This window comes from Acidilobus sp. 7A (assembly GCF_003431325.1).
Lineage (GTDB): Archaea > Thermoproteota > Thermoprotei_A > Sulfolobales > Acidilobaceae > Acidilobus.
In genome coordinates this window covers 755,371-768,114 of the sequence record NZ_CP010515.1, presented here as the reverse complement: position 1 = coordinate 768,114, position 12,744 = coordinate 755,371, and the positions used below count along the sequence as shown (strand labels likewise).

14 protein-coding genes are annotated in these 12,744 nt (G+C 59.3%); 2 read left to right on the top strand and 12 right to left on the bottom strand.

All coding sequences use genetic code 11. The annotated features are described in order from the left end of the window. Positions 1-339: 339 nt before the first annotated feature. The 7 genes from SE86_RS03920 to SE86_RS03890 form a co-directional block, all read right to left on the bottom strand. Entirely contained in the window at positions 340-1,977 is a 1,638-nt protein-coding gene (locus tag SE86_RS03920; protein ID WP_211096725.1) for a type II secretion system F family protein, read from the bottom strand. Beyond that, positions 1,974-3,536 carry a type II/IV secretion system ATPase subunit gene (locus SE86_RS03915; RefSeq protein WP_117355105.1) on the bottom strand — a complete coding sequence of 521 codons (1,563 nt, stop codon included), beginning with the start codon at positions 3,534-3,536 and terminating at the stop codon, positions 1,974-1,976. Before SE86_RS03915 ends, SE86_RS03920 begins: the two co-directional genes overlap by 4 nt. A gap of 149 nt (positions 3,537-3,685) precedes the next feature. After that, on the bottom strand, positions 3,686-4,504 hold the full coding sequence (locus tag SE86_RS03910) for an ATPase domain-containing protein (RefSeq protein ID WP_117354370.1): 819 nt from the start codon (positions 4,502-4,504) through the stop codon (positions 3,686-3,688). After that, on the bottom strand, positions 4,474-4,863 hold the full coding sequence (locus tag SE86_RS03905) for a hypothetical protein (protein WP_117354369.1): 390 nt from the start codon (positions 4,861-4,863) through the stop codon (positions 4,474-4,476). Before SE86_RS03905 ends, SE86_RS03910 begins: the two co-directional genes overlap by 31 nt. Before the next feature lie 131 nt (positions 4,864-4,994). Beyond that, positions 4,995-5,366 (bottom strand): hypothetical protein, encoded by a 372-nt coding sequence (locus tag SE86_RS03900; protein WP_117354368.1) that lies wholly within the window; start codon positions 5,364-5,366, stop codon positions 4,995-4,997. A 4-nt stretch (positions 5,367-5,370) separates the two neighbouring features. Continuing rightward, a complete protein-coding gene (locus tag SE86_RS03895) occupies positions 5,371-6,081 on the bottom strand; it encodes a hypothetical protein (protein WP_117354367.1) in 711 nt (236 codons plus the stop codon). A 325-nt stretch (positions 6,082-6,406) separates the two neighbouring features. Then, entirely contained in the window at positions 6,407-7,030 is a 624-nt protein-coding gene (locus SE86_RS03890) for an archaellin/type IV pilin N-terminal domain-containing protein (protein ID WP_117354366.1), read from the bottom strand. 131 nt (positions 7,031-7,161) lie between these two features. On the opposite strand from SE86_RS03890, the gene SE86_RS03885 reads away from it, so the two are divergent. Beyond that, positions 7,162-7,608, top strand: coding sequence for a hypothetical protein (locus tag SE86_RS03885; protein WP_117354365.1), 447 nt, complete (start codon positions 7,162-7,164; stop codon positions 7,606-7,608). Here the strand turns inward: SE86_RS03885 and SE86_RS03880 are convergent. After that, positions 7,605-8,696, bottom strand: a complete 1,092-nt coding sequence (locus SE86_RS03880; protein WP_211096723.1) for a DUF711 family protein — start codon at positions 8,694-8,696, stop codon at positions 7,605-7,607. The genes SE86_RS03885 and SE86_RS03880 overlap by 4 nt on opposite strands. Positions 8,697-8,769: 73 nt before the next feature. Between SE86_RS03880 and SE86_RS03875 the strand changes: the two genes are divergently transcribed. Then, a complete protein-coding gene (locus tag SE86_RS03875) occupies positions 8,770-10,104 on the top strand; it encodes a signal recognition particle protein Srp54 (protein WP_117355104.1) in 1,335 nt (444 codons plus the stop codon). Here the strand turns inward: SE86_RS03875 and SE86_RS03870 are convergent. From SE86_RS03870 to SE86_RS03855, 4 genes are read right to left on the bottom strand one after another with little or no spacing between them, the layout of a single operon-like run. Beyond that, positions 10,073-10,384, bottom strand: a complete 312-nt coding sequence (locus SE86_RS03870) for an RNA-binding protein (RefSeq protein ID WP_117354363.1) — start codon at positions 10,382-10,384, stop codon at positions 10,073-10,075. The genes SE86_RS03875 and SE86_RS03870 overlap by 32 nt on opposite strands. A gap of 44 nt (positions 10,385-10,428) precedes the next feature. Continuing rightward, positions 10,429-11,043 carry a hypothetical protein gene (locus tag SE86_RS03865; RefSeq protein WP_117354362.1) on the bottom strand — a complete coding sequence of 205 codons (615 nt, stop codon included), beginning with the start codon at positions 11,041-11,043 and terminating at the stop codon, positions 10,429-10,431. Next, positions 11,040-11,798, bottom strand: coding sequence for a hypothetical protein (locus tag SE86_RS03860; RefSeq protein WP_117354361.1), 759 nt, complete (start codon positions 11,796-11,798; stop codon positions 11,040-11,042). The genes SE86_RS03865 and SE86_RS03860 overlap by 4 nt, the downstream gene beginning before the upstream one ends. 3 nt (positions 11,799-11,801) lie before the next feature. After that, entirely contained in the window at positions 11,802-12,698 is an 897-nt protein-coding gene (locus SE86_RS03855) for an ABC transporter ATP-binding protein (protein WP_117354360.1), read from the bottom strand. Positions 12,699-12,744 lie beyond the last annotated feature (46 nt).

Below are 12,744 nucleotides of genomic sequence, written 5' to 3'. Positions count from 1 at the left end.
ACTCGTTATTTTTAATCCTTCTAATCCCTTAATACTATTAAGTAAGCTGAGGCCATATGCCTATCAAAAAACCATTCTCTCTCATCACCTTTATAAACTTTCCCATCAACTTTTTGAGCGGAGGGCGCCACCGTGAAGTCGATGAGCAGTCGCGAGGTGGAGAGGGCGCCCAGTGAAGCTCCCCGCGTCGTGGCTGGGAGCCCACGCTCCCTAACCTAGGCGCGGGGAGGGGGTGAGGAGTGATGAGGCCGAGCGGCTAATAGCCACTAGAGGTGACTGCTAGCCGCTATGAAGGCCGAACTCTTACCTTAGGGAATATGTTTAGAGCAGGAGGCGAGCTTAGGGGAGGCCTGCTGTGGCCACTGGGAATATGTGGAAAAGGTATGACATCAAGACAGCCACCCCAACTATAGCGCCTCCACTCATTATTGACAGTATTGCCAGGAAGAGGTAGAATGACCTAGGGCTCCCAACCTTGGTAACAGCGAGTATGTAGGCATTTATGAGTGTTATCACAGCTGCAAATATTATGGTCGAGGACTCCAGCAGGGGCACGTTAATGTTGCCAAAGACGAAGACGTTAGCGAAGGAGGCGCTTATGCTGGCCCTTAGGGGTATGAGCAGCTGTGAGAAGTAGTACATCATCTCAGCCATGAAGGCCATTATTGCTACTACGCTGGCGTGCATGAGTATAAGCGTCGAGAGGAAGTTGCCAGTCACCTGCAGCTTCCTCTCCCTCAGCGTAAGCAGGAGGTTCATGTGGTCAGAGAGCGCCACGCCCGCCTCGCTCAGGTCACCCCCGTGATCTATGACTTCCGAGAACACCTGAAGTGACCTGTATATGTTCTCACTTCTGGTCTGGGCCGCGAACTTAGCCATGGCCACGCTCTTGTCGACGCCCATGGAGAGGGAGGCCTGCAGGTTCTCCAACAGCTTCCTAAGCTTGCCTACCTCTATCCTGGAGAGCTCCTTGATGGCCTGCCTCAGGTCTGGCACCTGGGACAGGTATATCCCCAGGCTCCTTATAACGACCGGGAAGAACCTGTCATAGTCGTCTATCGTGTTCTCCATGTTGTTTATTACGTAGCCTGCCGGTATAAAGAGTAGGCCAAACACTATGAATGAGATACCCACAGTGACGTAGTTAACCCCATGGGACAGTATCATATATGATATAGTCACGCCCAGCACGAGCCCGGCCACAGCAAGCAGGTCGGCAAGGAGCGCCGTAGGGTTCCTGGACCTCCTGGCCTCGAAGAGGTCCTTAGGGGCCTTCAGTATCACGAGCACGCCCAGCACCGCTATGGCTATCAGGGCTGCTATGTAGCTCAGTATAACTATCCTAAGGCTGGTGCCGCCAAAGAAGAAGAACAGAAGCATCATTGTAGTGACCGCAAAGATCACTGAAACCATGGTTGAGGCGTAGGCCCCGTAGAGCACGTTGAGCGCATCAAGGCTTCTGTTGTAATAGTTCTGGTAGTTGAACTTTATGGTCTCGTACTCGACCTTTAGAAAGGACGTCACCTCCTCGCCCACAGCTGATATCACCGAGAGCCTCTCCATGAACTCCTTGAAAGCCTTGTTCCTCTCGCCCCTTGATGATAGGGAGAGGGCCTCGGGCACCGTGTAGCCCCACCTCTTTGCGAGCTCCGCGGCCCTCCTGTAGACCTTTGAGTAGTGACCATATGGCCCCTTGGAGGCGCTCCTAACCACCTCGCCCGGCGGCTGGGACCCCGTGGAGACGACGTACATGTGAAGCAGGGAGTACAGGAAATCCACGTCAAGCTTTATGAAAGTCCTGTGGGAGAGCAGCCAGTAGAGGAGAACTCCAGCGCCAGAGAACATTATGAGCAGTGAGGGGACCTCAAGCCTGCCCCTGCTCAACGCCATCAGCAGGAGGCCAGCCGCTATGATTATCGCTGAGGCGTGGAGCGGGCCTAGCCTTGGCATCTTAAGCTTTGTCGCCCTGGGGCTCAAGATAGGTCAAGCCTCCCTGCCCTCAGCTCCGCCAGGGCCCTCTCCACGCCCAGGCTCTCAGCCTTCACCACAGCCTTGAACACCTGGAAGTAGTCAAAGACCTTCCTGTTGACCAGCTCCCTGAGGAAGGCGGCCCTCATGTCAAGCTCGTCATATATGAGCCTGTAGTCCCTCCTGGGGAGGCCCCTCATCCTTGCTATCTTCTCCTCGAGCAGGTAGCTGGACCCCCTGCCCGAGAACATGAAGCGGTCCGTGGAGGGGTCCCAGGTGAACACTGGAATTGCGCTCACGGAGTCCGTGTTAGGGTCATAGCCCACTATCTCGTAAAGCGCCGTCATTCTCCTGACCAGCAGGCCCGTCTTGGAGTACGTGGACGCCTGGAACCAGGCGAAGTTCAGGTTATCCATGTAGGGCTTGGGTATATCTATGGGGTGTCCCGTGAGCCTCTGTATAAGCCTGGTGAAGTCGCCCGCGTGGAAGGTGGAGAGCACTGGGTGGCCCGTCTGCATGGCCTGGAATGCCACGGCGCCCTCGGCACCCCTTATCTCACCGACAATTATGTAGTCAGGCCTCTGCCTCAGGGCGGCCCTGAGGAGGTCGAAGAGGGCGACGCTCGTCTCAGGCCTCCCGGTGTCCCTGGCAAGCTCCCTGGTCCAGTTGGGGTGGGGCAGCTGGACCTCAGCAGTGTCCTCAATGGTCACAACCTTATATGTGGGCCTTATGAAGACAGCTATGGCGTTCAACGCCGTGGTCTTCCCCGAGGCCGTCTCGCCGCATATGAAGCCGCTCATGCCCTCCCTCAGCAGCATCCACGTATAGGCCGCGACCCTCTCATCTATGGTGCCCCAGTCTATCAGCTGGGTCACGCTTATGGGCACCTTTGACGCCTTCCTTATCGTGAAGTTCGTGCCCCTCAGGCTCACGTCAGTGCCAAACACTATGTTTAACCTGCTTCCGTCGGGCAGCGTAGCGTCCACTATTGGCCTGGCCCTGGTTATGGGCTTCCCTATCTTCTCGCCGAGCCTGAGCACGAAGGAGTCCAGCTCGTCCTCTGAGGAGAAGCCCACGTTGCTCTCCATCCTGTTGAATATCTTGTGCACTATGTATATGTTGCCAACGCCGCTGGCCGATATGTCCTCAAGGTAGGGGTCCCTGAGGAAGGGCTCCAGCACCCCAACCCCTATCTTGTCCCTGATGACGTGGTATTTTACGTAGTCAGCCCACTCCCTCTTCACTGGAACCCTCCTGAGCTCAATGTCGCTGGCTAGTGACGAGTAGTCCACCTCAGAGTCCGTTGGCTCAAGTATCCTGTCCAGGAGTGAGAGGAGAAGCCTCTTCCTCTCCTCCGCCGACTCTGGGGCCTCGCCGCTTATCACGTTTGCCAGGGCGACGTCTATCGCCTTCATGAGCTCGAGCGAGGGCCTTGGGGGCTCTATAACTGCGTACTTACCCATGTCGCTGCCCTTGATAGAGTAGGCGTGGATGAAAACGCCCCCTCCCACTGGGTAAACCACGTTGTAGGCCCTCTGCTTCTTCAGCGAGGAGTCGAGCTTCTCCATGTAAACAGGCTCCCCCAGCTCGCCGCTGACCTTCGAAATGTAGTCCTGAAGGTACTGGGGTCTCTCGCCGAAGTCGGGCTCTTTGACCTCTGCAGGCCCAGCGCCCCTATGCCTTCTGGGCAACAGGCTGAACCTCAAAAGCCATCACCTTAGGACAGAACTATGGGTATCACCTTGATGCCAAAGGCGGGGTCCACGTCAAAGGTTATGGAGCTCTGGGCCCCGGAGGGGAGGCCCTTGAACTTAACCACAGTCAGCACCTTTAGCCTCCTGCCGCCGAGGCTCGCCTCGCTCAGCCTGATGTAGCCGTCGCAGGTAGCCTTTATGGGCTCCGAGAGTGTCTTCGGCAGCGTGTTAGGGTGAAACGTGACGACCACGCTCATGCCTCTGTCAGCAGACTTCCTGAGGGCCTCGAAGAGCATCTTTATTGAGCCCTCTGGGGCGGCCGATGACAGGTATGAGAGCGTGTCTATCACAGCTGCGTTGAAGTTCAGCTTCCCTGAGGTGAACACGTAAGCGAGGGCCCCCAGGAGCCTCTCAGCGGTGTCTCTTGTCACTGGAATCCCCACGTTCATGGTGTAGACCCTCAGCGACCCCCCGATGAAGTAGCCGAAGAGGTCGAAGCCGGACTCCTTAGCCTTGCTTATGAAAGTGTAGCTGCTTCCCTCGTTGGTGAAGTAAGCCACCGAGAGGCCCGCCCTCAGGTAGGTCTGTGCGAGCAGGAGCGCGATGCTGGTTTTGCCCGAGCCGTTGTCGCCCTCAATGGCTATAAGGCTTGGGTGAGGTATGCCTCCTCCAAGCCTTGAGTCCACCTCTTCGTTCCCAGTGCTGAGTATCACTTTAGGGGCCCGGTGTAAAGGAATACTGGGCAGGGGTGCTTTAAGGGGTACCACTGTTACCGTTATTGGCTGACCCCTTAGGGCCTGCTGCGACAGCGTCAGGTTGAGCTCCATGGTCTCGCCTGGCATGAGCCCTGAGCCGGCCGAGTAAGGCGCTGAGTACCGCCCACGAAGTAGAGCACAGGAGGGCTTGAGGTCAGGTTGAACACCTGGACCTCACGTCCCGCGGGCGTGTAGTAAAGAACTATAACGTAGGTGTCCTCGACCAGGTACAGGGGCTCCTGGCCGTAGTTTGTCACGTTTACGAGCAGCGTCCTGTTATTAGCAGCGAGGAGCGCCGAGGGCACCCTGACGTAAGCCAGGGGCTGGTAGCTGCGCGGCAGCGATGCGACCTGGTAGGCGTTCAATATCATTCCAGCCAGGGACCCCAGCACCACCACCAGGGCGACTGCAGCTATTGCCATACCTACGGCTACCTCAACGCCCACGCGTACCACCTAAGGGGACTGCTGAAGGTATGTGCTGAACTCCTGGCCGTCCGGCAGCGACACTATGACGTGAACTGTGTTGCCGAAGTTAGCCCCGGTCCTCACAACTATCTCAGCCATGGCGCCCGGGCTCAGCTGGCCCCCTGGGAGCCGTAGATGGTAACTAGCCCCCAGGTCCCCGGGCCGCCTTGCTGTGAGTAGAGGTACATGTTCAGGGTGCCGTTGGCGGGGCCAAGGAAGACCTCAACGTACCTGAGCTCCGCCTGAGTTAAGGTGAGGTAGCCGCTGTTCCTGACGAAGATGTAGTATGAGGAGTCGGAGGCGTTATAGTAGGCGTACACAGGGGTCAGCTGCGTCTCCAGCGACTGGGCCTCAGCGCTGGACCTCTGGGAGTAAGCGCTCATTATCTGGTATGTCTTAAGTATAACCGCGGCGCTGACCGCCGAGACCAGTATCACGGTAACTATTATGAAGATCGTGTGACTCACCGCAACGTCGCTCAAGCTCTCACCTCGACTCCTCCTGCCTGCTGAGCTTCGAGAGTATTACCTTGGTCAGGCCGCTCCTTATGACATCGTCGCTGCTGACCCCAGCCTCGCTAAATAGTATGGCGAGGAGCGAGATGACCTCCTGGGGCGACAGGCCCTTGTCCATTCCAAGCTTTATGGTGTTAAGCAGGTAAACCAGGGCGTCCCTCTCGCCCTCGCTTAACACACCAAGGGAGCCCATGGCCTTTACCACGTTCTCAAAGAAGTCGCTTGACAGCGCGCTCATGTCAGCAAAGAGGCTCAGAAGCTTCATGACCTTCTCCACATTCATGCCCTGGGAGGCCACCTGCCTTGACTCTTCAGCTTGAAGAGGAGCTGCTGTCAATGGGGCTGCAACCTCTACCTCGCTTGGCCGCTCCTCGACCAAGGGCCCTTGGGCCTCGGCGCGCTCTGCGACTCCTGCCTGGGTCCTGCTGGACGGCTCCTGCCTGGCCTGAGGCTGCGGCTGCATAGCGTTGGCAGCTATGGCGGCCAGGGGGTTGTTGACGCTGTCAATTATTGACCTGAGCTGTGCCGCGGCGTCCCTCAGCATCCTGGCCACCTCCGTGAGCTCCCCAGGGCCCTGGGCGACCTGCTGTTGCTGCTCCTGGGGCTTCTGCTGCTCGCTCACGGCCACGCACCCCCTTGCAAGTGTGACCTTCCTGAGAAAGAGGGACTCCAGGACCCCCACGGGCGTGAACCTTGCTGGGCCGAGCTCTTCGCTGAGGGGCCTGGCCCCGAGAGGAAAAAAGCTGGGGGACTGCAGCTGCCCTTGAGGCTAAACATAACTGAGAGGGGCACAGGAACGTCGAGGGCTGCAACCAGTAGGGCCGTTATTCCAAGCACGAACGCCAGGAGGCCGCGGCCCTCGACGATAATAAGTGCCCCCACAACGCCAAGTGCAAGGAAGAGGCCCGCCAGGGCGGCTGAGACCTCGCTCACTGCCCTGGCGGAGCCCTCAGCTACAAAAAAAGAAGGTTGTCTGTTAGGTCCCTTGGTGCGCAAAGCTGCGCACCTCATCCGAGATCTATTACCGTGTTAGTCACGTTGTCAGGCGGTATGATCCTGCTTACAGTGATGGCCCCTCCTACGCTGGGAGATATTGTGACCGTGAAGCTCTTATATGCAGGCAGCCCGTACGGCAGGTGTATAACCAGCAGGGCCTGGCCGTAGGGACCCAGCACGAAGGGCGTTATGTTGCCATGTATGAAGTAGACCACGGCGTCGGCTCCAGTACCTTTGAGGCTAACTGCAATAGCGGTCAGGTTTGAATTTGAGCCACTGATCATCTCAGCGACGCCGTTGTATATGTTAGCGTAGCTCATGTTGCCGCCTATCAGCGATACCGACAATAGGTTCTTGGCAAAGCTCACGTAGCCGGTGCCAGGGGTCACGCCCAGCGGTATGTATATAACCTGCACATTACCGCTTGTGTTAACGTAAGCCATAACGTCGCCGTCGACCTGCAGCGCCGTCGAGGACTCCTGGAGGCCGCTCTCCATAGTCTGCTTGGCCTTCTGGGCCGAGGTCATTCCCATATCGAGAGTCACGAACGCCACCGCGGCTGCCACCAGGACGAACGCTATGAGGATTATGGCCGTGTCGATGCCCACCATTCCCTTCCTATTTCTCCTGGGCATGTTCTCAGGCCAGGGATATTATATTGTGCCCATATACATAAGGGTACGCTCAGGCATATGGGAACTTGATTAAGGCCTAGGCCTGGCCCCTGTAATACTTCCCAGCCCGCAGGGTATTACCGGTCCCCAGCTTGAGGAGGCCGAGGCTCCCAGGGCTTCCACTGAGGGAGAACTTAACAGCGATAGCTATATTTATGGCGGCCGTACTCGTGGCCGCCATGCTTGCCAGGCTGGCCCCTATAATATCATCATGGGTGGGGTCGCCAGGTATATCAATAGAACAGCAGAGGGTCTCGCTGCTGTCCTGCGGCGCTGTTAGCACCCCCCAGGGACTGCTTGAGGTCTACGCGTTGGCCTACAACAACGGCACCTCGGGAGTCGAGATCTCAGGCGCATACCTGTACGACAGCTCCGGCTTTGAGGACGCCTCCAACACGACCCAATTATACGTGCCGCCCAGGCACTACGCGCCCATAGTCATGTACGTTATGGCCCTTAACCCATATGAGCCCTACAGGGTCGCCGTGTTCACGGCCTCAGGCTACCAGGCGAGCTGCCAGTTCACCTACAGCGGCTAGATGGCAATTACTGGGGCCTCGCCGAAGCGGTCAAGGTCTACCTTGTCCCCAGGCTCCGCGCCTTCCACAGGTATGACCCTCACCCCCAGCGTCCTCCCCTTGGCCCTTGAGTAGGAGGCCACGTCAAGTATGAGCCCTGCCACCCCCTGCGTGTCGGCAGGCACGGCAACCATGTCTAGGCCGGCCACGCAGGCCCCAGTGAGCATGGCAAGGTACCTGGCGTTGACGTCGCCCTCGCTTACCCTAGCCTTGAGCTTTGAGTCCTCGCCCACGGGGAGCATGACCTCGTTGAAGCCGACAGCCCTAAGGCCTGACGAGGCGGCCTCTACGGCCTCGTTGACCAGCCTGACGCCCACTACGAAGCCAGGCCTCGGCATCCTGACGCCTGAGACCTCCTCGACGAGCCCCAGCGATGAGTCCTCCATCCAGGGTGAGACGCTGAGGTCGACCCCGGCATACTCAGCGTTGACCCCTGAGGCCACGGCCTTTGCAAGGGCCTCCGCGACCCCGTGGGCCTCAGCTATTGCCTTCGTGAGGCCGCCGAGCCCCCCTGACCTGTAGGCCGCTGCAAGGAACGAGGGGTAGGTCAGGGCGGCCGTGACCAGGCGCCTCCCAGGGATCGCTGAGGCCAGAGGGTAGTATGGTGTTATGAAGTGGTCCTCCCCAGAGACGTTGACAGCAACCCTGGTAGCAAGGGAGGGGTCCTCTGATGCCACAGACGCTATGAGGGAGGCCGCCGCCCTCGCCTGCTGCCAGCTCGGCTCCCTCAGCATGAGGGAGGCGTAGAGGCCGGCGGAGGCCAGCGCCTTAAGGTCCTCTGGGCTGACGCTCAGCTCCAGCTGCCCGACGCTTATAGCCGCCTGGGAGGCCAGCCCCTCGAGGGCCTTCGCGAGGCCCCTGAGCTCAGCGCCCCCTGGGCTGGGAAGGGCTACCCTGACGTACGTCGGCCTCCTGCCGACCTCTGATGCAGCTGAGTCGACGGCCTCCAGTAGGGAGCTCACCGCGCCCTCGAGGGCCTCTGAAAGCTCGTCGGCCTCCGAGGCCGTGACTCCAAGGTGAAGTGTTACTGCCCTGACCTCAAAGCTCACGGCTGGCACCGCCCCTTTTAGCAGCTCACAGTATATTAGCCTCAACGCTAGAGGTGTGCTGGGAAAGGTTTTGGTGCTGGAGGGCCTTAAGGAGGCAGTGAGGAAGTTCCTGGGCGGCGGGCCGAGCTACAAGGACTCAGTCGAGGAGTTCATAAGGGACCTGCAGAGGGAGCTGATAAGGGCTGACGTCAACGTTGCCCTGGTCAAGAAGCTTAGTGACTCCATAAGGCAGGCGGCCCTCCAGCAGGAGCCTCCAGCTGGGGTCAGCAGGAGGGACTGGTTCCTCAAGGTAGTCTATGACCAGCTTGTGAGCCTCTTCGGGGGCGAGGAGCAGCCAGGCGCTGAGCCGAGGAAGCTGCCGTGGGTCATCCTGCTGGTGGGCGTCCAGGGCTCCGGCAAGACAACGACGGCCGGGAAGCTAGCCAGGTTCTACAGCGCCAGGGGCTACAGGGTGGGCCTAGTCAGCACTGACACCTACAGGCCAGGGGCCCTTGAGCAGCTCAGGACCCTGGCCCAGCTCTCCGGGGCCCTCTTCTACGGCGAGCAGTCAGGCAGGGCCGAGGAGATAGCCTCCAGGGGCCTCAAGGAGCTGGCCTCGAGGGGGGCCCAGGTCATAATCGTCGACACCGCCGGGAGGCACGGCTACGGCGACGAGCAGGCGCTCCTTGATGAGATGAGGAGGATAGCTGACGCAGTGAGGCCTGACGAGGTGGCCCTCGTAATAGACGCCGCCATAGGCCAGAAGGCCTACGATTTGGCGAGGAGGTTCCACGAGGCAACGCCCATAGGGAGCATCATAGTCACAAAGCTTGACGGCACCGCGAGGGGAGGCGGCGTCCTCTCAGCGGTTGCCGCCACGGGCGCCAGGGTCAAGTTCATAGGCACAGGGGAGAAGGTGGAGGAGCTCGAGCCCTTCGACCCCCGCAGGTTTGTGGCGAGGGTCCTCGGCCTCGGCGACGTAGAGTCCCTGCTGGAGAGGGTGAGGGAGGCTGAGGCCGAGGAGAGGGCGGTTAAGGTCGTTGAGGAGGACATAGAGAAGGGCAGGGTCAACATGAGGACCATATACGCCCAGCTCAAGTCTATAAGGAGGCTTGGCCCCCTCAGCAGGGTCCTTGAGATGCTGCCCACCTCCACGCTCCCCGTCAAGATAGGGGACGAGCAGGCTAAGCTGGGAGAGGAGAAGATTAAGAGGTGGCTCCATATAATAGAGAGCATGACCTACGAGGAGCTTGATAACCCTGACATGATAGACAGAGGCAGGATGAGGAGGATAGCCATAGGGAGCGGGGCCACAGTTAACGACGTGAAGGAACTGCTGGCCTACTACAGGTCGGTGAAGACGGTAGTGAAGAGGCTTAAGAGGGACAGGTCGCTCCTCAGGAGGTTTGGCCTGAAGGCTGAGGAGTGAGCGCCACCGCTATTTCAACCGCTGGGAGCTTCACCTTGCTGCCGTCCTGCATCGTAACCTCCTCGTAGTCCGCGCTGAACGACTTAACGTAGAGGTTCTTGAAGTACCTGCCCCTGACCGCCCCTATTACGTCAACTGCCTTGCATATTGCCTTCCCCCTCGCCTTTACCTTGACTAGGGCGTTGGGCGAGGAGTTGAAGGCCTCAATTATAGCAAGCACGTAGTTTACTGCCGGCTTCTTACCTATGAGCACCTCGACCTCCTGCTGCCCCTGCGACATCTACATCGCCTTAGCGGTCAGTAGCCTTAAGGAAATATAAGTGCTTAGGCCCTCCCGCTCAGCCAGTCATAGGCCACGGAGATTACTGCCAGGACTGCCGCGGCCGCGAGGGCCCCAAGTGTTGAGAGCCTCCCGTAGCCCGTGACCCTGTAGCTCACGCCAACGTTAACGACGGAGCTGTTGTCGCTCGGAATTGCAACCACGACTAGGCTGCTGTTGCTGTTAACGGGGCTGCTTATAGTGTAAAGCCCGTTGACCGGCTTGGAGTACTTTACGACGCCCTGGAAGGCCTGCTCAACGAATATAGGGTTGCCAGCCATGCCTGCCACCTCTATCAGCACGCCCGCCCTGAAGTCCTCGTGGGTCGAGAGGCTGACTATGGAGATGCCGACGCCGTGGAGCTCCTCAAGGAGGCTAAGCGGGTTGACGCCAAGGCTCAGGTAGAGCACCTGGGAGGCCCCAGTAACGTTGACCTTGGCTATTCCCTGCGAGCTGGGCAGCACCACTATAGCCACTGCGCCGACCTTTGACGATGGCACTGAAGTGCTGTATGAGGTGCTCAGCTGAGCGCCATAGTAGGTGGCCACGACGCTCGATATTATGAGCGCCACAGCTATGAAGAGCAGGGCCCTCGCCACGGCTGACCTCAGCCACCTCAAGTCGGCTCGAACCTCCTCTCGAAGTAGTAGAAGTAGAGGACTAATAAGACAACGTAGAGCAGCGGAACTACAAGGTACTCCCAGGCCGGGAAGCTCTGGCCAGTGAGGCCGTAGTAGGCCACGTAGTAGAAGCCCATGGCGTTTGACGCGTCTATGAGCGACTGTATGTTGTCAAGGAACCCTATGAGGTAGAGCACGCCCGAGATGGCGACGTAGCCGAAGTAGAAAGAGATGCTGGCCACTATTGCTGTCCCTGTGGACCTGAACCTGCTAGCCAGCACCAGGAATATGATCCCGTAGAACTGGCTCTGAAGCAGGTAGGAAAGCCACATGGCTAGGTACTCGGCCGGGCCCTTCAGGACAACCGGGTAAAGAACTATTGCAGTTACGGCCGCCGGGACGCCGAGGAGTATCACGGCGGGCAGCAGGGACCTGGTCACGTAAAGCACTGAGGCCACGGAGCCCCTTGAGAGCGGGTAGCTCATGTATACCTGCATTATGCCGCCCTGGATTATGTTAACGAAGTCAGAGGAGACCCTGATGGCTATGTAAATTGTCGTGACGAAGAGCGCCAGCTGGGCCGAGCTGAAGGTGAACTCTGGGCTGAGGGCCTCGACGGGGCTCGTGATGGGCTGAAGCACAGAGAGGGCTCCCCCGAGGGCCGCGACCACCAGGAGCATTATGTCAAAGGCCGGCGGCCTGAGGGCGTCCCAGAGGTCAAGGTAGAGCAGCTCAAGGCTCCTCCTGATGGACAAGGCTCACACCTCCTTCAGCAGCTCCTCCAGGCCGGGCTCCACCAGGTCTATGCCGTAATACCTGAGGCCTGAGGCCACGGCGTCAGCGAGGACAAGCAGCATGAGCCTCTCGTCCTCCTGGCCCCTCAGCTTAACTGTCACGTCCTGAAGCCCAGGCTCCGCGCTTAGCCCCCTCCCAGCGAGCGCCTTAGCTAGGGAGGCTGGGTCAGGGGCCCTTATCCTGGCTATCTTGAGCGAGCCCACGACCTCGTCAGGCGCTCCCTCAGCTACCACCTTGCCTGACTTGATTACGGCTATCCTGTCAACGACCTTGAGGACCTCTGAGAGCACGTGGCTCGAGAGCAGTATGGTAACCCCCCTCTCCTTCTTGAGGCGCGAGAGCAGCTGGAGCACGGCAACCCTCTCAACTGGGTCAAGGTTGCTCGTGGGCTCGTCTGCAACTATGAACTTGGGGTCTGAGAGGAGCGCGTGGGCTATAGCAGCCCTCTGCTTCAGCCCCGCCGAGAGCTGCCCGAAGGGCCTTGCCTCGTACCCCTTAAGGCCCGCCAGCTCCACGGCCTCCTTTACGTCGTCCCTTGAGGCCCCGTATATCCTTGCGACCCTCTCAAGGAGCTCAGCCACGGGCATAGTGGGCGGCAGGGAAGGCCTCTCAAATATCACGCCCACGCCCTCCCTCGCCGTGGGGTCAATGAAGGGGTCCCCGCCGAGGAGCCTGACCTCGCCGGAGTCCCTCCTCAGGAGGCCGAGGGAGACCCTGATCAGCGTTGTCTTGCCTGCGCCGTTGGGGCCCACGAGGCCCATGAACTCGCCGCCGCCAAGCCTCAGGCTGACCCCCCTCAACGCCTCCCTGCTGCCGAACCTCTTCACCACGTCCCTAAGCTCTAATACTGTCTCGGCCAAGCGCCCGGCCCCGCGGCCGAGGTGCCCAGAAGCTTTAATAGCTAAG